General features: G+C 69.9%; 24 protein-coding genes and 1 pseudogene. 11 read left to right on the top strand and 14 right to left on the bottom strand.

What is annotated here, in order from left to right; all coding sequences use genetic code 11:
- Positions 1–68: 68 nt before the first annotated feature.
- The 3 genes from ACYVLQ_RS08830 to ACYVLQ_RS08820 all read right to left on the bottom strand — a co-directional run bounded on the left by ACYVLQ_RS08830 (position 69) and on the right by ACYVLQ_RS08820 (position 1,165).
- A complete protein-coding gene (locus ACYVLQ_RS08830) occupies positions 69–428 on the bottom strand; it encodes a nuclear transport factor 2 family protein (RefSeq protein ID WP_460696897.1) in 360 nt (119 codons plus the stop codon).
- Positions 429–599: 171 nt separating this feature from the next.
- Complete coding sequence (locus ACYVLQ_RS08825) at positions 600–968, bottom strand: arsenate reductase family protein (protein ID WP_460696896.1); 369 nt, start codon at positions 966–968, stop codon at positions 600–602.
- A gap of 26 nt (positions 969–994) precedes the next feature.
- A complete protein-coding gene (locus ACYVLQ_RS08820) occupies positions 995–1,165 on the bottom strand; it encodes a hypothetical protein (RefSeq protein ID WP_460696895.1) in 171 nt (56 codons plus the stop codon).
- A gap of 234 nt (positions 1,166–1,399) precedes the next feature.
- On the opposite strand from ACYVLQ_RS08820, the gene ACYVLQ_RS08815 reads away from it, so the two are divergent.
- From ACYVLQ_RS08815 to ACYVLQ_RS08785, 7 genes are all read left to right on the top strand, one after another.
- Positions 1,400–3,190 carry an AMP-dependent synthetase/ligase gene (locus ACYVLQ_RS08815; protein WP_460696894.1) on the top strand — a complete coding sequence of 597 codons (1,791 nt, stop codon included), beginning with the start codon at positions 1,400–1,402 and terminating at the stop codon, positions 3,188–3,190.
- A gap of 18 nt (positions 3,191–3,208) precedes the next feature.
- Positions 3,209–4,396 (top strand): PucR family transcriptional regulator, encoded by a 1,188-nt coding sequence (locus ACYVLQ_RS08810; RefSeq protein WP_460696893.1) that lies wholly within the window; start codon positions 3,209–3,211, stop codon positions 4,394–4,396.
- A 557-nt stretch (positions 4,397–4,953) separates the two neighbouring features.
- Positions 4,954–6,444, top strand: a complete 1,491-nt coding sequence (locus ACYVLQ_RS08805) for a condensation domain-containing protein (RefSeq protein ID WP_460696892.1) — start codon at positions 4,954–4,956, stop codon at positions 6,442–6,444.
- Positions 6,435–7,886, top strand: a complete 1,452-nt coding sequence (locus tag ACYVLQ_RS08800) for a condensation domain-containing protein (protein ID WP_460696891.1) — start codon at positions 6,435–6,437, stop codon at positions 7,884–7,886. Before ACYVLQ_RS08805 ends, ACYVLQ_RS08800 begins: the two co-directional genes overlap by 10 nt.
- Positions 7,886–9,253 carry a condensation domain-containing protein gene (locus tag ACYVLQ_RS08795; protein WP_460696890.1) on the top strand — a complete coding sequence of 456 codons (1,368 nt, stop codon included), beginning with the start codon at positions 7,886–7,888 and terminating at the stop codon, positions 9,251–9,253. Before ACYVLQ_RS08800 ends, ACYVLQ_RS08795 begins: the two co-directional genes overlap by 1 nt.
- A 77-nt stretch (positions 9,254–9,330) precedes the next feature.
- On the top strand, positions 9,331–9,945 hold the full coding sequence (locus tag ACYVLQ_RS08790) for a TetR/AcrR family transcriptional regulator (protein ID WP_460696889.1): 615 nt from the start codon (positions 9,331–9,333) through the stop codon (positions 9,943–9,945).
- Between the two features lie 48 nt (positions 9,946–9,993).
- Positions 9,994–11,553 (top strand): FAD-dependent monooxygenase, encoded by a 1,560-nt coding sequence (locus ACYVLQ_RS08785; protein ID WP_460696888.1) that lies wholly within the window; start codon positions 9,994–9,996, stop codon positions 11,551–11,553.
- Between the two features lie 126 nt (positions 11,554–11,679).
- Here the strand turns inward: ACYVLQ_RS08785 and ACYVLQ_RS08780 are convergent, their stop codons facing one another.
- The 5 genes from ACYVLQ_RS08780 to ACYVLQ_RS08760 all read right to left on the bottom strand — a co-directional run bounded on the left by ACYVLQ_RS08780 (position 11,680) and on the right by ACYVLQ_RS08760 (position 15,833).
- Positions 11,680–12,057, bottom strand: coding sequence for a nitroreductase family deazaflavin-dependent oxidoreductase (locus tag ACYVLQ_RS08780; protein WP_460696887.1), 378 nt, complete (start codon positions 12,055–12,057; stop codon positions 11,680–11,682).
- 128 nt (positions 12,058–12,185) lie between these two features.
- A complete protein-coding gene (locus tag ACYVLQ_RS08775; RefSeq protein WP_460696886.1) occupies positions 12,186–13,058 on the bottom strand; it encodes a 5-oxoprolinase subunit C family protein in 873 nt (290 codons plus the stop codon).
- Between the two features lie 64 nt (positions 13,059–13,122).
- Positions 13,123–13,788 carry a 5-oxoprolinase subunit B family protein gene (locus ACYVLQ_RS08770; protein ID WP_460696885.1) on the bottom strand — a complete coding sequence of 222 codons (666 nt, stop codon included), beginning with the start codon at positions 13,786–13,788 and terminating at the stop codon, positions 13,123–13,125.
- Positions 13,785–14,534, bottom strand: coding sequence for a LamB/YcsF family protein (locus ACYVLQ_RS08765; protein ID WP_460696884.1), 750 nt, complete (start codon positions 14,532–14,534; stop codon positions 13,785–13,787). Before ACYVLQ_RS08765 ends, ACYVLQ_RS08770 begins: the two co-directional genes overlap by 4 nt.
- 27 nt (positions 14,535–14,561) lie before the next feature.
- Entirely contained in the window at positions 14,562–15,833 is a 1,272-nt protein-coding gene (locus tag ACYVLQ_RS08760; RefSeq protein WP_460696883.1) for an MFS transporter, read from the bottom strand.
- A 169-nt stretch (positions 15,834–16,002) separates the two neighbouring features.
- On the opposite strand from ACYVLQ_RS08760, the gene ACYVLQ_RS08755 reads away from it, so the two are divergent.
- Together ACYVLQ_RS08755 and ACYVLQ_RS08750 are read left to right on the top strand one after the other, a co-directional pair.
- Complete coding sequence (locus ACYVLQ_RS08755; RefSeq protein ID WP_460696882.1) at positions 16,003–16,731, top strand: GntR family transcriptional regulator; 729 nt, start codon at positions 16,003–16,005, stop codon at positions 16,729–16,731.
- A 1-nt stretch (position 16,732) separates the two neighbouring features.
- Positions 16,733–17,248 carry an NUDIX hydrolase gene (locus tag ACYVLQ_RS08750; RefSeq protein WP_460696881.1) on the top strand — a complete coding sequence of 172 codons (516 nt, stop codon included), beginning with the start codon at positions 16,733–16,735 and terminating at the stop codon, positions 17,246–17,248.
- A 38-nt stretch (positions 17,249–17,286) separates the two neighbouring features.
- Here ACYVLQ_RS08750 and ACYVLQ_RS08745 read toward each other — a convergent pair whose 3' ends face one another.
- The 3 genes and pseudogenes from ACYVLQ_RS08745 to ACYVLQ_RS08735 form a co-directional block, all read right to left on the bottom strand.
- Complete coding sequence (locus ACYVLQ_RS08745; protein WP_460696880.1) at positions 17,287–17,967, bottom strand: TIGR00266 family protein; 681 nt, start codon at positions 17,965–17,967, stop codon at positions 17,287–17,289.
- A gap of 81 nt (positions 17,968–18,048) precedes the next feature.
- Positions 18,049–18,320 (bottom strand): annotated as a pseudogene (locus ACYVLQ_RS08740) (LLM class flavin-dependent oxidoreductase); the annotation flags it as partial.
- An 81-nt stretch (positions 18,321–18,401) separates the two neighbouring features.
- Positions 18,402–18,680: a hypothetical protein gene (locus tag ACYVLQ_RS08735; RefSeq protein ID WP_460696879.1), complete on the bottom strand. Its 279-nt coding sequence runs from the start codon at positions 18,678–18,680 to the stop codon at positions 18,402–18,404.
- A gap of 247 nt (positions 18,681–18,927) precedes the next feature.
- Here ACYVLQ_RS08735 and ACYVLQ_RS08730 point away from each other — a divergent pair, with 247 nt between their 5' ends.
- Positions 18,928–19,656 (top strand): peptidylprolyl isomerase, encoded by a 729-nt coding sequence (locus tag ACYVLQ_RS08730; RefSeq protein WP_460696878.1) that lies wholly within the window; start codon positions 18,928–18,930, stop codon positions 19,654–19,656.
- A gap of 59 nt (positions 19,657–19,715) precedes the next feature.
- Here ACYVLQ_RS08730 and ACYVLQ_RS08725 read toward each other — a convergent pair whose 3' ends face one another.
- Positions 19,716–21,245 (bottom strand): ArnT family glycosyltransferase, encoded by a 1,530-nt coding sequence (locus ACYVLQ_RS08725; RefSeq protein WP_460696877.1) that lies wholly within the window; start codon positions 21,243–21,245, stop codon positions 19,716–19,718.
- 218 nt (positions 21,246–21,463) lie between these two features.
- The gene (gene arc / locus ACYVLQ_RS08720; RefSeq protein ID WP_460696876.1) at positions 21,464–23,224 is read right to left on the bottom strand and encodes a proteasome ATPase; all 1,761 of its coding nucleotides are present in this window, start codon (positions 23,222–23,224) and stop codon (positions 21,464–21,466) included.
- A 299-nt stretch (positions 23,225–23,523) separates the two neighbouring features.
- On the opposite strand from arc, the gene ACYVLQ_RS08715 reads away from it, so the two are divergent.
- On the top strand, positions 23,524–23,964 hold the full coding sequence (locus tag ACYVLQ_RS08715; RefSeq protein WP_460696875.1) for a hypothetical protein: 441 nt from the start codon (positions 23,524–23,526) through the stop codon (positions 23,962–23,964).
- 100 nt (positions 23,965–24,064) lie between these two features.
- Here the strand turns inward: ACYVLQ_RS08715 and ACYVLQ_RS08710 are convergent, their stop codons facing one another.
- Complete coding sequence (locus ACYVLQ_RS08710) at positions 24,065–24,898, bottom strand: tRNA (adenine-N1)-methyltransferase (RefSeq protein ID WP_460696874.1); 834 nt, start codon at positions 24,896–24,898, stop codon at positions 24,065–24,067.
- Positions 24,899–24,931 lie beyond the last annotated feature (33 nt).

The raw sequence follows: 24,931 nt of genomic DNA, 5'->3' as shown, positions 1-24,931 counted from the left end.
GGCACGCGCGGAGAGCGGCCGGAACCGCTGAGGGATCCCCGCGCGCACCGGTGTCCGCGGACCTCCTTTCAGCCGGGGACCTTGTCCAGGAAGCCGTGGACCCGCTGGATGCGGTCGCCGTCGATCTGGATCACATCGAACCCCACGACCACGGGGTCCATGCCGGGCGCACCGAGATTCCAGCTGAATCGGGCGATGTCGTGGTGTCCGTCGACGGCGCCGCCGACGCTGAACCGCAACCCCGCGAACTGCTGCTGGGCACCGGCGACGAATTCGTCGATCGCCGCCACACCGGCGACCGCGCCCAGCGGATCGGTGTAGGTGGCGTCGGGGGTGTACAACTCCTCGAGCAAGGCCCGTCGCTTGTCCGCGTCCTGCTCGTTCCAGGAGTCGATGTATCGCTGTGCAATGGTGTCGTATTCGCTCATGCACCCAGCTTCTTCGACCGCGCTTCCGTAGTCGATTACGCGTCAGGTAATCGTCGTGCCGCGAATTCCCCTGCGGCACACCCACGCCCGAGCACCAAGCTCGGCGGACGGCCACCTACCGGTCGGCAGAGCCGACTATTCCCGCAGGTGTTCTGCCGACCGGTAGGTGAGCTAGAGGATCGATTTGAGGGCTTGGTCGTCGCGGGCTACTACCGCGCGGCCGGCGGCCGTGGTGACGATCGGGCGCTGGATCAGCTTCGGGTGGTGGGCCAGCGTCTCGATCCAGTGCTCGCGGTCGGCGGGGGTGCGCGACCAGCCCGCGATGCCGAGTTCCTTGGCCTCGTCCTCGCCGGTCCGGGTGATGTCCCAGGGCTCGAGGCCGAGTTTGCCCAGCACGGAGCGGATCTCGTCGACATTCGGCGGCTCCTCGAGGTAACGCCGCTCGGCATAGGCGATCCCCGCCTCGTCCAGCGCCGCCTTCGCCGCCCGACTCTTCGTGCACCGCGGGTTGTGCCAGATCTCCATCTGCTCAGATGCCATGGCCGAACGATACCGAGCGATATCGGTCAGGCGATATCGGCCACGAACACGCTCATCCGGCGCACCCCCTGCCGAGCTATGTGTGGCAACCGCTCGTTCTCGGTCCCAGCGGGCAGCACCCGCGGATTCGCGATGTGCACGGTCCGCCGGGACAGCCGTACCTCGGCCTCGCCCGCGGCCGGCGGAACGACCGCCAATCCGATAACATTACTGACCAGTTCTGCTGTTTCTCCAGATCGGAGCATCCGTTGGGTCAAGTCATCACAGTTCACGCAACCCAGACACCCTCCGGGCATAGTGCACATTGCACAAAACGACAGAACCCGCTCTGCGCAATTGCCGGTACCGGAGGCCCCCGCGCTGCGGTGTGCTGGACACCACACCGCGGCCACCACCGTGACCGCGGACCATTCGTGAGCCAGAGGTAGGTCGTGAGTTCAGCCGCCCGGCCCCGCACCCTGTGTGAGGCGTTCCAGAACAATGTCGCCCGCCACCCCGACGCCGTCGCGCTGCGCACCCGCGGTGACGGCGCGCGAATTACATGGCGCGAGTACGGTTCCCGCGTCCGCGCCCTCGCCACCGGGCTCGCGGGCCTGGGGGTCGGCCGGGGCGGCACCGTGGCACTGATGCTCACCAACCGCCCCGAGTTCCACCTCTGCGACACGGCGGTATTACACACGGGCGCAACGCCTTTCTCGGTCTACAACACCAACCCGGCGGAGCTGCTGGCCTACCAGTTCGGCAATGCGGGAAATACCGTGGTGATCTGCGAGCGGCAGTTCGTCCCGCAGATCCTCGACGCGGTGGCGCGGGCCGCCGAGCAGGGCCACCGGGTCGAGCATGTGGTCTGCGTGGACGGCGCCCCCTCCGGCACCCTCGCGCTGACCGACCTCGAGTCCGTCGAGGCGTCCGATTTCGATTTCGATTCCGCCTGGCGCGCAGTCGATCCCGACGACCTTCTGACCATCGTGTACACCTCCGGCACCACGGGCCGCCCGAAGGGCGTGGAGCTGACCCACACCAATTTCATCGAGAACGCCCGCATCGTCGACGAATTCGGCGGCGGCAGCGTCGACGACCGGGTGGTGTCCTACCTTCCCGACGCGCACGCGGCCAACCGCTGGTTCGCGCACTACCTCAACCTGCTCGAGGGCGGCCAGATCACCACCGTGCCCGATCTGGAGCAGGTCGCCGAGGCACTCAGGGAGGTGCGTCCCACGGTCTTCCTCGGCGTGCCGCGCATCTGGGTGAAAGTCAAAGCGGCACTGGAGGACCGGCTGGCCACCGAGAACCCGGTGCGCCGGGCGCTGGCCGCCTGGGCGATCGGCGTCGGCCGCGCCCGGGCCCGCGCGATCTCCGACGGCCGCGCCCCGGGCCCGTTCGACACCACGCGGTATCGGGTGGCCGACCGCCTGGTGCTGTCCACCATCCGGGCCAAGCTCGGGTTGGACCGCGTACGAATCGCGGTGACGGGCGCGGCCCCGATACCGCGCGACACCCACGAGTTCTTCCTGGGGCTCGGCCTGCCGTTGTGCGAGGGGTACGGCATGACCGAATGCACCGCGGGCGCCACCGTCACCCGCCCCGAGCGCGTCAAGATCGGCACCGTCGGCACTCCCCTGCCGGGCGCAGAGATCTCCATCGCCGCCGACGGCGAGGTGCTCATCCGCGGCGCGATGGTGATGCGCGGTTATCGCGGGGATCCCGAGAAGACCTCGGAAACAATCGATTCCGACGGCTGGCTGCACACCGGCGATATCGGCGAACTCGATGCCGAGGGCTACCTGAAGATCGTCGACCGCAAGAAGGAACTGATCATCAACGCGGCGGGCAAGAACATGTCACCGACCAATATCGAGAACACGGTCACCGAAAGCACCCCGCTGGCGGGCATCGTGGCGGTGATCGGCGACAACCGCCCCTTCAATATCGCGCTGATCTGCCTGGACCCGGAGCTGGCGGCCGCGTTCGCCGAGCGGCACGGCCTGCCCGATCACAGCATCGCCGCCCTCGCGCGGAATCCGCGGGTGCGCGCCGCCGTCGAGGAGGGCATCGCCGCCGCCAACGCGAAGCTGTCACGGGTCGAGCAGGTGAAGAGGTTCGCCCTGCTGCCCGAGGTCTGGCAGCCCGGCACCGACTGCCTCACCGCCACCGGCAAGCTGCGGCGCAAGCCGATCGCCGCGACGTACGCCGAGACCATCGAATCCCTCTACGCCACCTGAGTCCGGACGGAGGACACCGTGGAGACGCCGAGCCGCGATCGCACCCTCGAGGCCCTGTACCAGCGCGCGGGCGCGCTGATGCGGGAGTTCTCGGACTCGATACCGCCCTATCGCAGCCTCCCGCGATCGCTGGTGATGCCCGGCTGGGAACGCGGCGTGAAGCTCAATATCGAGCTGTTCTTCGAGTTGCTGCGCCGCGGCCGGATGCCCGAACCCGACGCGACCCGGGAACTCGTCGAACTGGCGCTGGACCGGGTCCGCGACGGCGAGCCGCTGGAGGAGGTGCTGGGCCGCTATCGCCAAGGCGCCGAATACATTTACGACCGGCTGCGTGCGGCGGCCAGCGACCGCGAGCGCGAGTTGCTCGCGGATGCCGCACTGCCGCTGCTGCAGTACATCACGCTCATCGTGGAGCGCATCGCCACCGCCTGCGTGCGCCGCGCCCACGATCCGCGCTGGGAGCTGCTGGAGCGGCGCCGCGGCATCGCCGACGCCCTGCTCACCGGCCGCGATCCGGTGGAGTGGGCCGACGAGCCCGCCATCGCCGTGCCGGAGGCGTTTCTCGTCGCGGTGTTCCGGCTGGGTCCCGGCGCGGGTGGCCGCACGGGCGGCGACACCAGTGAACTGCGGCACTGCATCGAGTCGATTCCGGGCGTATTCCTGCGCCTGGACAGCGGTGGCTGGACGGCGCTGGTGCCGCTGCAACCGGGCGACGACGGCACCGCGACGGTCGCCAGCCTCTCCGGACGGCTGCCCGCCCGCACCGGCCGGGCGGCGCCGCCGTTCTGGGTGGGCGTCGGGTCGGCCCGGTCGCGGGCCGACATCCCGGCCGTGTTCGCCGAGGCCCGGACGCTGGCCGAACTGGGCCGCTGCCTGAACCGCTCCGAGCTGGTGTGCGATCGGCGGGACCTGCAGTTCGAGTACACGGTGGCGGCCAGTGGTGCGGCCCGGCCCGGCCTGGCCACGGTGCTGGTTCCGCTGGATCCGCAGCCACTGCTGGCGGAGACCTTGGAGGTCTTCGTCGACAACGGTTTCAACCAACTCGCCACGGCCCGCCAGCTGAATATCCACCGCAATACCGTCACCTACCGGCTCGCGCGCGTCCACGAGCTGACCGGTCTCGACCCGCACCGGCCGACCGACGCCATGACGCTGTCCGCGGCCCGCATCGCACGCAAGCTCGAATCCGCCGCGTTCGCACCGTAATTCGGAGACCACGGCGCCATCGAGGACCGCACAACCTCGGCGATCTGGTCGCGCAGCAGCCGACCGCGGCCGTCGACCGTCCCGATCCCCACCGACCTGCCGCGCCTGCTCGGCACGTCGCAGCAGATCCACCGGGATGCGGCGCGGCCCTCGCAGCCGCTGGCGCCCGCGGACGCGTTCGAGCGCTGATCGGCGACCGTAAAAATCGCGCGAAGCCGAAGTGAATTCCCGTTGTCGGAGCCGGGCCCGGGGCGACAACCGGATACACAGCACAGCTATATGACACGTCATAAGGTCAGGCAGAAGAGCTACCGTCCGAAATTAACTGGAAGATAGCTCAATTTCTTTTGCGGCACCCGCGATTACGGTGATCGAACTCACCGTCACATCCACTGGTCATGTGTCCTAGAGTCATCCGCATTCCGGCGAACGACGAGGTCACCGGTAAATTCCGACAATCCGCGCACGCCCCGACACGTGCGCCCGTATTTCCCGTGCCGAACCGGGAAATTACCGTCTGTTCGACATTTTCTGAATACATCGGATGAGGGATGTCAATGGAGTTCATCGAACTGGCCGACTACCCCGTGCGGGCGGGACGGGTGACCGAATGGCTGCCCACCGCCCGCACGCACTGGGCCGACTGGCCGCGCGACCCTCGCGCCGTCTCCTACAACCACGAATATCACCTGCGAAACGCCCTCGAGCACAGCCGCGTCCGCGCCCGCGAGCACAGCTGGCTCGGCCACGTCCTGCGCATCGACGGACCGCTCGACAGCCCGGCCTGGCAGCGGGCGCTGGAGACCTGGATCGACCGCCACGAGGTGCTGCGCAGTCACGTCGCCGTGGAGGGCGGCCGCACCGCCCGCTACACCCTGGGCCCCGGCGCGGTCCGCGTGCGGCCGGTCGAGGCCGCGCCGCCCGCCACCGCCATGTCCACCTACCGCCTCGTGCAGCAGTTGCTCGACGACCGCACCTCGCCGCTGGACTGGCCCGCGCACCTGTGCGTAACCATCGACGGGGGCGATTCGTTCACCGCGATCGTCGCCGCGGACCACGCGGTGATGGACGGGTATTCGACCACCTCCATCGGCGGGGAGCTGCGCGCCCTCTACGCCGCGGCCCGCGCAGGCGGCCGTGCCGATCTCCCCGAGACCGCCAGTTATGTGGACTTCTGCCGTAAGGAGCGGCGGCGCGCCGACGCCACCGGCGCCGATCACCCGGCCGTGGCACTCTGGCGTGACTTCCTCTCCGGCACGGCCGCGGACCGGCCGCGACCCGGCGTGCTGTCCGACGCGGCCGCCAGCCCGGTGACACCGGCGCCGCCCGACAACGCCGTGAATCCGGCTGCGCCGCAACGCACCCTGGCGATCGAGGTGCTCGACGCCGCGGCGACCGACCGCGCCGCCGCCACCACCCGGGAGCAGGGGCACGGTCTCGTCGCGGCGCTGCTGGCGGCCTTCGCCGCCGCCGGTACCGAGCCCACCGGCGCCGCCGAGTTCCGCTCGGTCGTGCCGATGCACACCCGCGACGAACCGCGCTGGGCGGGCAGCCTGGGTTGGTTCGTGGGGCTGGCACCGTACCGGATCGACTGCGACGCACGGGGTCTGGCCGACCTCATCGCGCCGGCGGGCGACGAGCTGCGACGCGTGCGCGCGGCCGCGACCGTACCTTTCGCGCGGGTGAGCGAGCTGCTCGACATCCGCCCGCGGATCGCACTCATGGTGTCCTACATGGATATTCGCGCCATGCTCGGTGCCGACGACTGGCTCGGCACCGACACCCGGTGGCTGCGCAGCCGCACGCGGTCGACCGACGAGTTCTTCTTCTGGTTCCTGCGCACCCCCGCCGGGGTCACGCTCAATATGCGCTATCCCGGCACCGCCCGCGCCACCCGCGATGTCCATCGGCACGTGCTGCGGGTGCGCCGGTTGCTCGACGACTACGCCCGCCAGGGCGACGCCCGCCTGCGTTTCGCACCGCACGACCCGCTCGGCACCACACCCACCTCCCGGAGCATCGGACAAGGAGCGTCGACATGGAGATGATCCACCTCACCGATTGGCTGCCCAAGCCCGGCGAGCTACTCGAATTCGTGCCCACCGCCACCGCTTCCCTGGCCGCGGCCGCAGCGCCGCCCGCGCCGATCCCGCCCTCCTACATTCAGGAGTTCCATATTCGCTACTGGCGGGACAAGCGCCGCGCGGCCGAGCCCGAGGACCTCGGCCGCAGCGTGCGCACCGAGCTGTCGCTGTGCTTCAGCATCGCCACACCGCTGGACCGGACCGCGCTGCGCCAGGCGTTCACCGAGTTCCTGCGCCGCCACGACAGCCTGCGCTGCTGGTTCGAGGTGGACGACACGACGATGACGCGGCACCTGCTCGACCCCGACACCGTCGAGCTGGAGACGGTGTTCGTCGGGGCGTACGCCTCCGGCGAGGCGCTGCGCGACCGCCTGGCCGCCCGGTTCCAGGCGCCCGACCCCGCCGCGTGGCCCGCCTTCGCCCTCGGCGCCATCGACCACGGAACCGACGGATTCACCGTCTATTTCAGTGTCGATCACGCGTTCTCCGACGGCACCTCGCTGGTCGCCGCGATCTTCGAACTGCATCAGCTCTACTCCGCGGGCATCGGCGACGCCGCTCCCGCGCTGCCCGCCGTCGCCGGATACGCCGAATATGCCAGGCAGGAGCGAGATCTGGTGTCCGGGCAGCCCCCGGAACTGGAACGGCTGGCGCGCCTGCTCGCCGACAACGCCGACCACATCCGGCCCACACCCTGGGATCTGGGCCTCGAGCCCGGAGAGTTCGGCGACAGCACCGGCCTGCGGTTCGACCTGCTGACCGGCGACCAGTGCGACGCGTTCACCACCGCCTGCGCCGACGCCGGTGGATCGTTCGCCGCCGGACTGTACGCGGCGGTCGCCCTCACCGAACTCGAATTGGCCGGGCGCACGCGATATCTCGGCCTCAATGTGGTCGGCACGCGCGACGATCCGCGGTACCGGTTCACCCAGGGCTGGTTCATCAATCTGCTGCCCGTCGCCTTCGAGGTCGGTCACGGCGCGCGGTTCACCGACCTCGCCACCCGGGCCCGGGCCGCGCTCAACGACATCAAACCGCTGGCCGGCATACCGCTGCTGGCCGCGCTCCCCCGCGCCGCCGAACTCGCCGGGCGGGAGCTGCCGCCCGTGCGCGACTGGCCCTGGGTGTCGTACATGGATATGCGGCCGATCTCCGGTGAGATGCTGGAACGGTCGCTGCCGGGGCTGCACGGCATTCGCGGGCTCGGCTCCTCCTCGCGGATCGCGCAACCCTCCCCGCTGTGGTTCAACCGGGAGGCCGACCGGGTGCACGTCGCGGTGATGTTTCCCGATACCGAGCGGGCGCGCGCCTCTGTCACCGACTATCTCGAACGACTGCGCACCGTGCTGCGCGCGGTCGCGACCACCGGCGAATTCACCGCTGCACCGGGTTCCGAGGCGACCTGATGGATCTCGCATTTCTCGACCAGCTCGCCGTGCCGCCCGGCACCCTGCTGGAATGGGCGGTGTCGGCCGAGCCCGGGCCGGTAGCTCCGACGCCGCCCACCGCCAACCAGACCCTGCACCTGTCCACCGGCGCGCCGACCACCTGGCTGGCCGCCGCCTTCGATGTGCCCGGGCCGATCGACGAACCGGCGCTGCAGGCCGCCTTCGCCGCCTGGCTGCCCCGCCACGACGCCCTGCACTGCTGCTTCTCGACGCCGGAGACCGGCGGGCCCGCCGTGCACCTGGTGCCCGACGACGAGATTCGACTGGCCCCGCGTCCGCCGGTGCCGGTGTCGTCCGACAGCGAGCTGCGTGTACTGCTGGGTAAGCGGCTCGATGCGGCGTGCGCGCCGTTCACCTTCCCGCCCTATTTTCTCGGAGCGGTCAGCAGGCCCGAAACCTCCACGGTGATATGCGGATTCGATCACGCCATCTGCGACGCGTGGTCGATCACCCTCGCTGTCAGCGAGCTGACCGAGCTGTACCGGGTCGCCTCCGACGACGGACATCCCGCCGTCGCGACGGCCGCCGAACGGTTGCCGGAGCCGGGCAGCTTCCTGTGCTACTGCACCCGGGAGGCGGCCGCGCCGCGGGCGGCCACGAACCCGCTGCTCCGCGACTGGCACCGGTTCCTGCACGACGCGGGGAACGATCTGCCGCATTTCCCGCTCGATCTGGGCGTGCCCGCCGGAACTCTCGCCCCGCCCGCGGGCGACGTCCGGTCGATACTCGCGCCGAGCGCCATGGCGGCACTGCACCGCAAGGCGCGCGCCGACGGGCATTCGGTATTCGCCACGCTGCTCGCGGCGGTGGCGCACACCGTGGCCAAGCTCGGCGGGCCCGGCCACACCGATCTCGTGTTCCCGGTGCACACCCGGCGAGAACCGCGCAACCACAACACATTCGGGTGGCTGGTGGCCAACGCTCCCGCCCGCATCCGGGCCGAGGCCGATCCCGCGGCGACGGTGCCGGGCGCGGACGCGGCGATCCGCGCCGGGCAGCGGCTGGCGCAGGTGCCCGCCCTCGCGGTGTTCGACTCGATGCCGATCGCCCTGCGGCGCGCCAGACGCGGGCTGTTCAGCGTCTCCTACACCGACTACCGGCGCCTCCCCGGCGGTTCGCGCAGCGATACCGGGCGCGCGCTGCCCCGGCGGGCGACCCAGATCAGCCGCTCCGCCCCCGTGGACGACGTCCAGCTGTGGTTCGCCCGCACCGACGACGGGCTGACGCTGCGCACCCGATACCCCGATACGGCCGTCGCGCGCTCGGTGGTCGATGAATTCCTCTGCGTCCTGACCGATCTCGTCCAGACATCCGCCCGCGGCTGACAGACCTCCACACGCGGACGTCAACTTACCCAGTGGGAAACATTGCCTTGTGGGCAGTTTTTGGTGATACTGGACGCATGGCCGACGAACCCACCCTCGGACTCCGCGATCGGAAGAAGCTCGACACCCGCCGGGCACTGAGCGACGCCGCGCTGGAGCTGACCTTCGAACGCGGCCTGGAAAACGTTGTGCGCGAGGATATCGCGGCCCGGGCCGGGGTTTCGGTGCGCACCTTCAGCAACTACTTCGCCAACAAGTACGAGGCGCTGGGCTACCGGCAGATCGAGCGGATCCGGCGCAGCATCGAACTCCTGCGCACCCGGCCCGCCGAGGAACCGATGTGGGCGGCGATCACGGCGGCGGTGCTGGAGCCCTTCCATGCCGACGAAGCGCCCGACGCGCGGCCGACACGGGCGCAATTGGCCGAGGTTCGCAAGATCGTCGAATCCCCCGAAGTTCGCAGCGTGCTGGCCGGAACGACCTTTCACGACATGGCCGCTGTCATCGCGGAGCGCAGCGGCACCGATCCACAGCGGGACCTGTATCCCCGATTGATGGCCGGTGCCGTCGCCACGGCCTATCAAACGGCGTCCGAGATCTACGTCAACTCCGATCCTCCGGTGGTCATCACAACCGTGCTGCGCCAAGCGCTTTCGGCGATGGCGGACGGGATCCCGGAACCCGCCCGCTAGACACAATCGTCAACCGAATATCCGACACGACAGGGGGCGTATTTCGCCATGCCCGAAACACACACCGACGTCGTCATTTCCGGCGCGGGCCCGAACGGGCTCATGCTCGCCTGCGAACTCGCACTCGCCGGAGTGCGGCCCGTCCTACTCGAACAGCTACCGGAGCCGAGCAGCGAGCCCAAGGCCAACGGCATCGTCGGGCAGGCGGTCCGGCTGCTGGACATGCGCGGGCTGTCCGATGCCGATCATTTCACCGATCTCGCCGGTACTCCCGCATCGCCACAACCGCTGCCACGGTATATCTTCAGCGGCCTGCCGCTGGAACTCGGTGGGCTGCAGCGGAATCCGCTGTTCGGCACGGGTATTCCGCAGCCGCGCCTGACTCGTCTGCTAGCGGGACGGGCGGCGGAGCTGGCGGCGGATGTCCGCTGGGGTCACTCACTGACCGGTCTGCGCATCGGAGTCGACGCGGTGGTCGTCACCGTCACCGGTCCCGACGGCCCTTACGAGCTGACCTCGCGGTTCCTCGTGGGTGCCGACGGCGGTGCGAGTCAGGTGCGCAAGCGAAGTGGTATCGGATTCCCCGGAACCACCGCCGACGATCGCATGACGCGGTTCGGTCACGCCACCGTACCGCCGGAACTCCGGACCGCCGACGGCGGGATCGAGATCCCCGGCGCGGGCCGGTTCTCGTTCGGGCACAACAGGGTCGAACGCGGAATGTTCGTCTTCGCGGAGCTGGTTCCCGGACGACCGATGATCGGGACGACCGAGCACGGAGGTCCGGTGGTCGACGACGAGACACCGATGACATTCCAGGAACTGCACGACAGCGTCGAGCGCGTGCTCGGCGTTCCGGTCCCCATGACTCCGCCCGCGGGGCCGGGGCCCCATGCGCTGCGCCGCATGGCCGAGCAGAACACCCGACTGGCCGAACGCTATCGCGAGGGCGCTGTGTTCCTGCTCGGCGACGCGGCCCACGTGCACTCCGCGATGGGCGGTCCCGGGCTGAATCTCGGCCTCCAGGACGCGATCAACCTGGGCTGGAAGCTGGCGGCCGAGGTGCGGGGCCGGGCACCGGCGGGGCTGCTCGACACCTATCAGTCCGAACGCTATCCGGTGGCCGAGCGCGTCATGATGCACAGCCTCGCGCAGACCGCCCTGATGGCCCCCGGGCCCGAGGTCACCGCACTGCGGGAGCTGTTCGGCGAGTTGCTGCACATCCCCGAGGTCACCGCGTACATCGCGAATCTCCTTGCGGGATCGGATATTCGCTACGACGTCGGCGACGACCACCCGCTGGCGGGCCGCCTCGTGCCGGACTTCACCGTGACCGTCGGCGAGCGGCCGACACGGGTCGCCGAACTGCTGCGGACGGGGCGGCCGGTGTTGCTGGACCTCACCGGGGCATTCGGCGAGGCCGCGCAGAACTGGAACGATCGCGTCGACGTGGTCGCCGCCACCACCGACGCTGCGGCCCCCGCAACCGCCTTCCTCATCCGCCCTGATGGCTATGTTGCCTGGGCCACAACGAATTCCACCCGTGAGGGCCTCCACGAGGCACTCACCCGCTGGTTCGGCCCGGCACGGGATTACACCCCCGCCTGACCCGATACCGCCACGGGATTACACCCCAGCCGACTGACCGGCCTGGCCACCGGAGCCCTCCCCGCCACGGACATCAGCTGCCGCCCGACCAGCCCGCCGGGTAGCTCCCGGGCCGCCGTCGACGAGTCAGGCGGGGTGCCACTCGACGTAGAACTCCGCACCGATCGCGCTCAGGGCCTGGCGCACCCCCGGCGGCGCCCAGCTCACCTTCGGGTCGTGGCGCACGACCGGGTCGCGCCCGGTGATCGTGTGCCCGTTGGTTTCCACTGCGAACTCGCCCGCGGCGAGGATGTTCTTCAGCCAGTCGACATCGCGGCCGTAGGTCAGCGCGACCCGGTGGACGCCGTCCTGCGCGAACAGTGTGATCGGTGTCCGATAGACCCGGCCCGATTTCCGGCCCTCGTGCACGACGATTCCCAGACCGGGCGCGCGCCCGGCGACCAGGCCCGCGACCCGGTTGGTGACCCGTCGGTTGAACTTCGCCAGCGCCCGCGGCAACGGCATGAGCTACCCCTCTCGGATGTCCTGCGGTGCACAGGCTACGCCACACCATCGGATCCGCGTCGCGTTCGGCCCGGCTCGCGGCCCGGCGACCGTCTATGCCTTTGGCCCGCAACCCATTCGGCGGCGCGTCACGGCAGCCACTCCCGGAACCGCACCCGCTGCCCGGGGCGGACCTGGGCCAGCACGTCCACGTCCGGGTCGATCACCGTCGCCACCACGGGATAACCGCCGGTGATCGGATGATCGGCGAGGAACACCACGGGTTGACCCGACGGCGGGACCTGGACGGCACCCAACGGCATACCCTCGGCCGGCAGTTCCGCGTCGTCCGCGCGCGTCAAGGTCGGGCCGTCCGCCCGGTCCAGGCGCACGCCGACGCGGTCGGTATCGGTGGAGACCTGCCAGTGTCCGGTGAACAGGTCCGCCGGGCCGCGGAACCAGTCGTCGCGGGGGCCGAGGCGCGCGCGGATCGTCACGGTGCCCGTCGTCAACGGCGCCACCGGCGCGACCTCCACCGACGGCCAGGTCCGCGGCGGCCGCCCGAGCGGCAGTTCGTCTCCGGCCCGCAGCGGTTCGGGTCCGAGTGCGGCGAGCGTGTCGCGGCTGCGGGAGCCGAGCACCGGCGGCACCTCGATACCGCCCCGCACCGCCACGTAGCAGCGCAGCCCGGCCTCGGCGATACCGAGCTCCAGCCGCTGGCCCGCCGCGAGGAACAGCACCGATGCCGTCGCCTCCAGGCGGCCGTCGACGCGCACCGGCGCGGGCGCACCGGTGACCGCGACCACCGCCGGGTCCGGGAATTCCAGGCGCAGCCCGCCCAGCGCACATTCGATCGCCGCCGCCGATTCGGGATTACCGACCAGCCGATTGGCCAGCGTGAACGAGCGCCGGTCCGCCGCGCCGGACACTCCCACTCCGGCGTGAAACCAGCCGTGCCGCCCCAGATCTTGGATGGTGCTGAGCAATCCGGGCGCGACAACGCGCACCGCCGTGCCGTTCATCGCACCTCCCCGGACCGCGTCCGTTCCCACCGACCGCCCCAAATCTCGACGCGTGCACCGATTTTCATGCGCCCCCCGCCCGCTCGAACCGAACCCGGGCCCCTGGACGCAGCACCGCGGGCTCGGGCCGTGCCAGATCCCACATCCGCAGCTCCGTGGTGCCGATGATGCGCCAGCCCCCCGGCGTGCCGCGCGGATAGACGGCGCTGTAGCCACCGGCGAGCGCCACGGACCCGGCCGGCACGACCGTGCGCGACTGAGCCCGCCGGGGCACCGTCAAGGCCGAACCGGGTGATTCGAGATATCCGAAACCCGGCGCGAATCCGATGAACGCGCACCGCCATTCGACCCCGGTATGCCGATCGATCAGCTCATCTGTCGAAATATCCAGCAACGCCGCGGTTTCCGCGAGGTCCGTGCCGTCGTAGCGGACCGGGATACGCACCGGATCGGTGGAGTCCGCCGGTTCCAGGCGGTGCGCCGCGGCGGCCTCGGCCATCTCCCGCAGCCGCGCCTCCACCTTGTCCACCCGCACCCGCGGATCCAGCGTGACCAGCACCGTCCGCGCCGCGGGCAGGTAGTCGCGCACACCCTCGATCGGGCGGCGGGCCAGCTCGTCCACCAGCTTCGCCAGAGTGTCGGCGTCGACCGGGACCAACTGCAGCGCCCGGTCCCCGGCGGGCAGGATGCGCAGCGCGCGAACGGCCTGCCGCGTCGATGACTCCTTCATGCGAACGCCTCGACCCCGATGCCCTTGCTCACCAGAGCATCCCGGATCGCCCGCGCCATCGCCACCGCGCCCGGCGAGTCGCCGTGCACGCACAGGCTCCGGGCGCGCACGGCGACCCGCGCCCCGTCCATATCGCTGGTCTGCCCGTCGCTCGCGATCGAGACCGCTTGCGCCAGAGCCGCTTCCTCGTCCAGTACGCTCCCCGGCGACGAACGCGACACCAGGGTTCCCGCCGGTGTATAAGCGCGATCGGCGAATCCTTCGGCGTAGAAGTCGATTCCGGCCGCCGCCGCGGCGGCGGCCATTTGCGAACCCGGCGGGCCGAGCAGACCGAGACCGCCGAACGAGGCCGCCGCACCGGCCACCGCGTCGGCGACGGCCCGGTCCGACGACGCCGCGTGATACAGCGCCCCATGCGGTTTCACGTACCGCACCCGGTCCCCCGCGCCGCGCGCGAACGCGTCCAGCGCGCCGATCTGATACAGGCATTCGTCCGACAGCTCGCGCGGCGGGACGGCCATCGCGCGACGCCCGAACCCGGCCAGGTCGCGATAGGAGACGTGCGCGCCGATCCGCACGCCGCGCGCCACGGCAAGTTCGCAGGTGCGGCGCATGATGGAAGGGTCGCCCGCGTGGAAACCGCAGGCGATGTTGGCGCTGGTGACGATCTCGAGCAGGGCGGCGTCGTCACCCATGGACCAGGCGCCGAAACCCTCGCCGAGATCGCTGTTCAGATCGATCATCACACTCACCGCCTCGTGGAATCGCTTATCTCACACCAGTTCCCGGCCCCGGGTCTCGGGCAGGCCGAACAGCGCCAGCACCGCGATCGCGTACCCGAGCGCCCCGAACAGCATGGCGCCCGCCAGCCCGAGCGTGGTCGAGGCCAGGTAGCCGACCGCGGTCGGGAAGACCGCACCCACTCCGCGGCCGATGTTGTAGGTGAATCCCTGACCGGTGCCGCGGAATTCGGTCGGATACAGCTCCGCCAAGTATGACCCGAAGCCGGAGAAGATGGCCGAGGTGGAGAAGCCCAGCGGCACACCGAGCAGCAGGACCAGCGTGTTGGCGCCGTCCGGTACCTGGGTGTAGGCGACCATGAAGACCACCGACAGCACGGCGAAGAGCTGGATAGTGCGCTTGCGGCCGATCCGGTCGGTCAGCACGCCGCCGGTGACGTAGCCCAGGAACGCGCCGCCGATCAGGAAGAACAGGTACCCGCCGGTCCCGACCACCGTGAGGTCGCGGCTGTTCTTCAGATAGGTCGGCAGCCAGGTGGCCAAGGTGTAGTAGCCGCCCTGCACGCCGGTGGCCATCAGGCTCGCGAACAGCGTGGTGCGGACCAGCTCGCGCCCGAAGATGGCGCCGAAACGGCCGCGCTCGCCGACCGCCCGCTCCCGCCGCACCGTCGCCGCCTCGGCGTCGGTGACGCTGCGGCGCACCCACACGATCAGCAGCGCGGGCAGCGCTCCGGTGAAGAACAGCACCCGCCACGCCAGCGACTCGTCGAACACCTCGAACACGACCGTGTACACGCAGACCGCCAGGCCCCAGCCCACCGCCCACGCGCTCTGCACGAAAGCCACCGCCCGGCCGCGGTACTCCGGCTTCGCGTACTCGGCGACCAGAATCGCCCCGGCCGCCCACTCGCCGCCGAATCCGAGGCCCTGCAGCGCGCGGAACACGAGCAGCGACTCGAAGTTCCAGGCCAGCCCGCACAGCACGGTGAACAGGGCGTACACCGCGATGGTCAGCTGCAGCGTGCGGACCCGTCCGATCCGGTCGGCCAGTACACCGGCGATCGCGCCGCCCGCCGCCGACACCACCAGGGTGACGGTGGTGAGCAGCCCGGACTCGCCGGTGCTGATGGCGAAGTAGGACGCGATCGCGCCCAGCGAGAGCGGCAGCACCTGGAAGTCGTAGGAATCCAGGCCGTACCCGCCGAAGGCGCCGAAGAAGGCGCGCTTCCCGGTCGCGCCGAAGCTGCGGAACCAGTCGAAGAAGCCCGCGAACGCGCGGGTACCGGCCGAAGCGGTGGTGGGCATATCCGTCATGATGACCCCTCGGGCATCTCGGGGAGGGTGTGGTGCAGGTCTCGATCGTACGAAATCGTTCAACGATCCTGCAATACCACGAACGGATCGTTCTGGAATCGAGGCATCGAGCGGGTAATCTCGATCCCGCACATCCGTGCGCACCACGAGGAGGACTTCGATGACGTCGGCGTCAGCCAGCACACCGCCGGGCGCGGCTGTCGAGAGCTACGCGGCGCTGGCCGCGCATCGCGGGCGCCTCGATCGCGCCAGCCGCAGCGCCCAGGTGGCCGATATCGTCCGGGACCGCATCCTGGACGGCACGTTCCGGCCGGGCACCCGGCTGTCGGAGCCCGATATCTGTGCGGCGCTGAAGGTTTCGCGCAACACCCTGCGCGAGGCGTTCCGCACGCTGATCGAGGAGCGGCTCGTCGTGCACGAGCTCAATCGCGGTGTGTTCGTGCGGATTCCGAGCGCCGAGGACGTCGCCGAGGTCTACAAGTGCCGCCGCATCGTCGAATGCGCCGCGCTGCGTGACCATCCGCGCACGGGCGCGGATCTGGGTCCGGTGGCGGCCACCCTGGTGCGCGCGGATCAGTGTGCGGCACAGGGGGATTGGACCGGTGTCGGCACCGCCGACGTCGACTTCCACCGCGCCGTCACCGCGCTCAACGAGAGCCGCCTGCTGGACGCGCTGATGGCGAACGTCTGGAACGAGCTGCGGCTGATCTTCCATGTGGTGGCCGATCCGAACGCCTTCCACCACCCGTATCTGCGCCGCAATCACGAGGTGCTCGACGCCTTGGCGGGCGGGCGCGCGGCGGAGGCGGCCGATATGCTCGCCGACTACCTCGGCGACGCCGAGTCACAGATCCTCGTCGCCTACGCCGGTATCGATCAGAGCTATTGACATGGGCGAGGTCATCGCGGTCTACGACCGCGCCGGGCGCGAGACCGGCAGCGCCGAGCGGTCGGTGGTGTACGCCGAGGGCCTGTGGCACGCCAGCGCGGGCGTGCTGGTGCGGTCGGGCGACGGCGAGCGGCTCTACGTCCATCGGCGCACCGACAGCAAGAGGGTGTTCGCGGGTATGCACGACTGCCTCGCCGGGGGCGTGCTGGGCCCTGGCGAGGCTCCCGCCGAGGCGGCGATCCGCGAACTCGGGGAGGAACTCGGCATCGAGCTGGCCGCCGCCGATCGGCCGCTCCCACTGGCGACCGCGTCGTGGGACGGCGTCTGGCAGGGCGCGCCGATGCGCTGCCATCTGTTCGCCTACCAGCTGCGCTACGACGGCCCGATTCGGCACCAGCCCGAGGAGATCGCCGACGGCTGGTGGTGGACCGACGCCGAACTCCGTGCCCACCTTGACGATCCGGCCTGGCCCTTCGTCCCCGACACCCGCCAGCTCATCGACGACCTACTCGGCTGAACGCCCGGCCACACCATTCCGGCACGACTTCCGGCGGCTCAGCCGGAGGATGTGACCGCGCCCGCCCAGGCGGCGAAGGCGCCCGGGTTGCGGGTCTGCAGCAGCACGCGGCCCGGGCCGGTGAAGTCGAAGACGAGGCCCTCCCCCGATTTGAAGGACTGCAGCGATCGACCCGAAACCGCCCGGCGGATACTGAAATTCATGGCCAGGTCGTAGGCGACGACATGTCCGCTGTCGATGGTGACCGCCTCGCCGCGTCGCAGGTCGATCACGTCGATCGCGCCGAACACCCCCAGCACCACCTCGCCCTGCCCGTGCGCGCGCAGCCCGAATCCGCCCTCGCCGCCGAACAAGTTGGCGAAACCCGCCCACTTCGTCTCCACCTGCACGCCATGGGAATTGGCGCACCAGCTGCCGCGGCTGATGAAGAACGGGCGGTCCGGCGCGATCGGCAGCGCGAGCATATCGCCGGGCAGGGCGGGCGCGACGTCGACCCAACCGCCCTGCGACGGCGCGGTGAACGTCGACACGAAGAACGACTCCCCCGCCAGTACCGACCGCTTGAGCCCGGCCAGGATCCCGCCCTCCGCCTTGGCGGCCAGCGTGACCCCCGCCGAATGCGCCACCATGGCACCGCTTTCCACCCGCATCGACTCGCCGCCCGCCAGCAGGCAGCGCGCGATCGTCGACGAGGGGTTGTGCCGCAACTCCACCTTCACATCCGCGAACGTTAGCACCGGAAGGTTTCGATCAGGTCGACCTCACACAGCCGTCGGCCACCCTCAGCCCCTCGTCGACGATGTCGTGCCGCCGATGCGCGCGCCGCGCCTGTTGCCCAGTTCGCGGATCACCTCGACCGATTCGCGCAGCGTGGCCGGGCGACCGCCGAGGGTCCGCACCGCGGAGTCGCCGCGCCCGATGCCGCACACCGTCCGGTTGCCGAACATGTCGGTGAGCGTGGCGAAGGTCGAGGCGGTCACCGTCCAGTCCCGGATCGAGGGATTGGTCACCTCGGCCCCACCACCACTTTCCTTGTGGCAGCCAGGATCTGGCTGTGGGGTTCCTGCCACAGTGCCCAGTGTCGCATTCACCGAGTTCCCCGCACGGCCGAACGATCACACCGACCGCGACCTCGCGCCGGATCGCGTCCGGTTCAGAAGCGCACGCCCCGCGACCGCTCGCCCGCCGGGCACGCCGCGTCGACGGAGGCGGCGCTGTGCGGCGGGATGGCCCAGGTGACCGGCAGTTCCGTCCACGGGCACACCACGGTCCCGGTGACGGCCTGGGTGTCGGGGGTGCTGTTGTAGCAGATCGCCTGGAAGCAGTAGACGCCCGTCGGGACGGCGACGGCGGGCGCCGGGCCCGCCGCGAGCACCCCCGCGCCCACCATCGCCGTACCGACCCCCGCCAGACCGAAAGCGACGCGCTTCATCCCTTGCTCCGTTTCTCGCCCCGGCGCCGTGGCGCCGCCTACTGTCGGATACGAGCAACTGCGCCGCAACTATAGCTCCGCCACGCCTCGCGCCGCCGGAACCGCGCCGGTGGGCGACGGCCCGCCCCTTCCGCACATGCGCCGAACTCGGGCCGATCCGCTCATCCCCACCACAGCGTCGCCTCGGCGTGGAATGATGCCGGGCGTTATCGTCCCGTACCACCCCTGATGCAGGAGGCCAACCCCGGTGAACAGCGTCGCGCAACCTCAGCAGCCCGATATCGACCGTCCGGAGCGCCCGATTCGCAAGCAGCGCAAGACATTGCGTCGCATCGGGCTGGTGGCCGCGGGCGTGGCGATCGCGATCGTGGTCACCGGCCGCGCCTTCGCGGCGCCGCTGCCCGCGCACACCGCCGCCCCGGGCTGCATGACCGGTTCGGGCGCGCAGCCCAACGGCAAGCAGTGGCCCGCCGAACCCGCCATGGCGATAGACCAGGGCGCCCCCTATTCCGCGACGCTGCAGACCAATTGCGGCGCCATCACCATGTCCCTCGAGGCCGCCCGCGCGCCGCGCACCGTCAACTCTTTCGCCTTCCTGGCCGGTGAGCAGTACTTCGATCACACCCGCTGCCACCGGTTGACCACCGAGAGCATCTTCGTGCTGCAATGCGGCGATCCGACCGGCACGGGGACCGGCACCCCCGGCTACCGGTTCGACGACGAGAACCTCACCGGCGCAACCTATGCCGCCGGAACGGTGGCCATGGCGAATTCCGGCCCCAACACCAACGGCAGCCAGTTCTTCCTGGTCTACGCCGACAGCCCGCTGCCGCCCAAGTACACCCCGTTCGGCCGCATCACCGCCGGTATGGATGTGCTGCAGACCATTGCCGGGGCCGGCGCCAAGGACGGCGCGCCCGACGGCCCCCCGGCCACCGACGTGACCCTCGAATCCGTCACCGCCGGGCAGGGCTGAGAACTACCGGTCCGGGTCCGGTTCTGTCGCCGGGCCCGGACCGGCGCCAGGTCCGGGTATCAGCCCAGTCGCAACATATCCGGCCATGCCCGCGACCACGGCTCCCGTGGCCCGTCGCATCGCCGAATGGGGACATCGCGGGTCAGCTCGGGCACCCCGAGTCGCGCGTCGGCTCGGCCGAGTTCGGTCACCGTGGCGCACCGTGCGCGAGGCTCGCTGCCGTCACCGCCGACCCACACCACCGTCGTCGCCGTATCGGGCGGCGTCCCGAGGTAGCCGAAACCGCGGCTGGGACTGTAGACCTCGGGCAATCCGGCCTCGTCCCGGTAGACCGCCAACGCACCCGCCTGCCAATACGAGTCGGCGAAGACGACCGCGTGCGCGCGTTCCGTGTCGGGCAGGGAGCGATAGGCCGCGCCGGTGGAATCCGCCAGTTCCGGCCAGCCCAGCTTCCCGTTCGCGCCCAGCGCCGCGGCGAAGTTCGCGTCGTCGGGCACCGGCTCGATATCGCGTTCCGGCCGCAGCGGCAGCGAGGTCGCCACCAGCACCGCCGACACCGCGACCAGCGGTACGACCGCCACCCTCCGCCAGCGCGCCACCGGCGCGCGCGTGCACCACACCGCACCCGCGGCCATCACGGCCGCGTAGCACCCGACCGCGTAGTACGGCCGCCCGTCGGTGATCACGAACGCCACCGTCAGGACCAGCGGCACCAGTCCCAGGAACCGGTACGGCCGCAGCGCCTGCGCGCGCAACAGCGCCCATATCCCGCCCAGCAGCAGGATCCCGCCCAGCAGGCCCGCCGCGATCAGCGCGATCGGCACCCAGGTCCACCGGCCGCCGATCCCCTCCTGTTCCGCCGCGACCACCGCACCCATGCCGAACTGCGGCCAGCCGTGGGCGGCCTGCCAGATCAGGCTCGGAATCATCGTCAGGACCACCAGCGCGGCACCGGCCCACAGCGCACGACGGCGCAGCAGCTCGCGCGGCCCGGCGATCAGCACACCGAGGGCGACCGCGACCCAGAAGAACGGGATCAGCCACTTCACCTGCATATCGACGGCCGTCAGCAGCGTCGCCCACAGCAGCAGCGCGTCCCGGCGCGTCCGCACCCAGCGAATGAGCAGCCAGCTGATCGCCACCCACAGCGCGGTGTCGATCGTGTTGGTGGCCAACTGAGTTCCCTGCACCAGCAGGAACGGCGAGGTGGCGTACGCGAGGGCGGCCAGCACCTGCGCCGCCCGGCCGCCGCCGAACTCCCGGGCGATCTGCGCGCTGACGAAGATGGCCGCGACGGTCACCATTACCGCCGGAATCCGCAGCGCCACCACCGATTCCGGCGCCGCCAGATCCATCAGCCGCGCGATCAGCGGCAGCAGCGGACCCTGGTCGGCGTAGCTCACCGCCAATCGGCGGCCCGCGGCGATGAAGTACATCTCGTCGCCGAAGAATCCGTACCGGCCGATGGCCGCCAGCATGGCCACCGTCCCGATCGCGGCCACCGCCGAGACCGCGCCGACCGCGTACCGCGGTGGCGGCGCACACGTATCTTCTTGCGGCAGATCGTCTTCCAGCACCCTGGTGCTCACCCGCTCTCCTTCCGCGTGGCCACGTCGTACAGTCGGCACAGATGGGCCGAGTACGCCCGCATATCGAAATCCGGCTCCTGGATCGCGCGCCCCCGCCGCGCCGTCGATCGAATCCCGGATCGACTTCGCCATCGCCACGGAGTCGAAATCGCCCAACTCCCCGGGTGCTACGCAAAAAGCCGCAACCCGGTGGGGTTGCGGCCCTTGCGGTTCCCGGATTACAGATACTGGCCGGTATTCGACTCCGTGTCGATGGCCCGGCTGGCGCTGGCGTTCTTGCCGGTGACCAGGGTGCGGATGTAGACGATCCGCTCGCCCTTCTTGCCCGAGATGCGGGCCCAGTCATCGGGATTCGTGGTGTTGGGCAGGTCCTCGTTCTCGGAGAACTCGTCCACGATCGAATCGTAGAGATGCTGGATGCGCAGGCCCGGGTTGCCGGTCTCGAGCACCGCCTTGATGGCGTACTTCTTGGAGCGGTCCACGATGTTCTGGATCATGGCGCCGGAGTTGAAGTCCTTGAAGTACAGGACCTCCTTGTCACCGTTGGCGTAGGTGACCTCCAGGAAGCGGTTGTCCTCGCTCTCGGCGTACATCCGGTCGACGACGCGCTCGATCATCGCCTTGATGCACTTGGACTTGTCGCCGGTGAACTCGGCCACGTCGTCGGCGTGCAGCGGCAACTCCTCGGTGATGTACTTCGAGAAGATGTCCTGCGCCGCTTCCGCATCCGGACGCTCGATCTTGATCTTCACGTCGAGGCGGCCGGGCCGGAGGATGGCGGGGTCGATCATGTCCTCGCGGTTGGAGGCGCCGATCACGATGACGTTCTCCAGGCCCTCGACGCCGTCGATCTCCGACAGCAGCTGCGGGACGACCGTGGTCTCCACGTCGGAGGACACACCCGAACCGCGGGTGCGGAAGATCGAGTCCATCTCGTCGAAGAACACGATCACCGGGGTGCCCTCGGAGGCCTTCTCGCGCGCTCGCTGGAAGATGACCCGGATGTGGCGCTCGGTCTCGCCGACGAACTTGTTCAGCAGCTCCGGGCCCTTGATGTTGAGGAAGTAGGACTTGGCCTCCTTGGCATCCTCCCCGCGCGCCTCGGCGATCTTCTTCGCCAGCGAGTTCGCCACCGCCTTGGCGATCAGCGTCTTACCGCAACCGGGCGGGCCGTAGAGCAGCACGCCCTTGGGCGGCCGCAGCGCGTACTCGCGGAACAGATCCTTGTGCAGGAACGGCAGTTCCACCGCGTCGCGGATCTGCTCGATCTGACGCGTCAGGCCGCCGATGTCTTCGTAATCGACGTCGGGGACCTCTTCGAGGACCAGATCCTCCACCTCGGCCTTGGGAATGCGCTCGAAGGCGAAGCCTGCCTTGGTGTCGACCAACAGCGAATCGCCGGGCCGCAGCTTGCGGATCGGCTGATCCGGATCGTCGAGGTCGTCGATGTCGACCAGCTTGGTCAGCGGGCCGGACAGCCACACCACCCGCTCCTCGTCGGCATGGCCGACCACCAGCGCCCTGCGCCCGTCATCGAGGATCTCCCGCAGGGAGCCGATCTCGCCGGTCTGGTCGAAGGTGCCCGCCTCCACGACCGTGAGCGCTTCGTTCAACCGGACGCTCTGCCCGTAGTGCAGCGTGGACGTCTCGATATTCGGTGAACACGTCAGCCGCATCTTGCGCCCCGAGGTGAACACGTCGACAGTCTGATCGTCGTAGACACCGATCAGGACGCCGTAACCGCTCGGCGGCTGGCCCAGTCGGTCGACCTCCTCGCGCAGGGCGACGAGCTGCTGGCGGGCTTCCTTGAGGGTGTCCATCAGCTTGGTGTTGCGAATCGTCAGCGAATCGATGCGCGCTTCCAATTCCCTTGACCGATCCGGCGTGTCGGCGAGTTGCCTTCGGAGTGCAGCCGCCTCGGCGCGTACCACCTCGAGTTCCCTCCAGGCCGCCGAATCCGAATTCTCGTTGGGGCTCATGATGCTGCTCCTCCCAGTCCCGGTCTATCAACGCTACCGGGCGCGAACCGTTCTCGCTTTCCGACATGGTTTCGTCGTGATCACATCTCAGCTGCGGTCAGCGGCCGGGATGACCATGTTAGCCTCCCCTAACCCGTTTCCGGCGAGTTAATATCGCCGGACCGAGCCGAAAGGTGTGTTACTCGATGCTCCTTCCCACCGGTCGTACCCGTTGTAGTGGCAACGTCGCACACTCTGTTCGTGTTTCCCGGATTCGTCTTGTCACCGCTACCGCGTTCGCCGCGCTCGCCGTTACGGCAATGACAGCATGCGGCTCCGACAACTCCGACGACGCGGCGGCGAGCAGCACCACCACCGCCGCGGCCACCAGCGCTGCGGCCCACGACCACAGCGGAGTCGCCGCACCCGCCCCGGAAGCCCTGCAGGCCACCCTCGACGGTTTCGTCGACCCGGCCAAATCCACCGCCGACAAGCAGAAACTGGTCGAGGACGGGGAGAAGCGCGCCGCCAACATCGACACCATGACCCAGGGCCTGGCGAACTACGGCAAGATCACCTTCACCGTCTCCGACGTCAAGACCGAGGGCGAGAAAGCCACCGCCCAAGTTGTCGTCACCTCCCCGCACGGCGCGGCCCCGGCGATGCCCATGACCTGGGAGCACGACGACGCGGGCTGGCAACTCTCCGACGCCTCCGCCTGCCAGATCCTCGCCATGGGCAAGGCACCCTGCCAGCCATAATTCCCCACGCGCCGCCCGGCTACACCAATTCCCACCCACGCGGCGCCCCCTACGCTGACTTCCTCCTGTCCCCCGCGCGGCTTGCGGGGACGGGAGGCGCTCAGCCCTTCGAGGGGCGGCGCTGCGGCTTGAGCGGGGCCACGCCGTCGGCGAGGCGGCGGGCGCTCACCAGGAAGGCCGTATGGCCCTGCATGCGGTGCTCCGGGCGCACGGCCAGACCCACCACGTGCCACGGGCGCACCAGCGACTCCCACGCGCGCGGCTCGGTCCAGCACTGTTGCTGCCGTAACGCCTCGACGACCTCCGACAGCTGCGTGACCGTCGCGACGTAGACGATCAGCACACCGCCGGGGATGAGGGCCCGCGACACCGCGGGCAGCGCATCCCACGGTTTGAGCATGTCCAGCACCGCGCGATCGACCTGCACGCCGTCGTACTCGGCCACGTCACCGATGGTCAGATCCCAGTTAGCGGGCCGTTCGCCGAAGAATCTCTCGACATTGCGGACGGCGTGCTCGGCGTGATCGTCGCGGATCTCGTAGGAGACGACCTGCCCCTCGGGCCCGACCGCGCGCAGCAGCGAGCAGGTCAGCGCGCCCGAGCCCGCGCCCGCCTCCAGCACCCGCGCGCCGGGAAACACGTCGCCCTCGTGCACGATCTGGGCGGCGTCCTTCGGATAGATCACCGCGGCGCCGCGCGGCATCGACAGCACGTAGTCGACCAGCAGCGGGCGCAGCGCCAGATACGGTGTGCCGTTCGCGGATTGCACCACGCAGCCCTCGTCGGCGCCGATCAGGTCGTCGTGGCGGATCGGGCCCTTGTGGGTGTGGAATTCCTTGCCCGGCTCCAGGACGACCGTGTGCTGGCGGCCCTTGGCGTCGGTCAGCTGCACCCGGTCCCCGTCGGTGAACGGTCCGGTCCGTCTGGCCGTCATGGATCTCCGTTTCTGGTGTGTTCGTCGGCGGTG

This window comes from Nocardia thraciensis (assembly GCF_054782435.1).
This window is presented reverse-complemented; position numbering and strand designations above follow the sequence as displayed.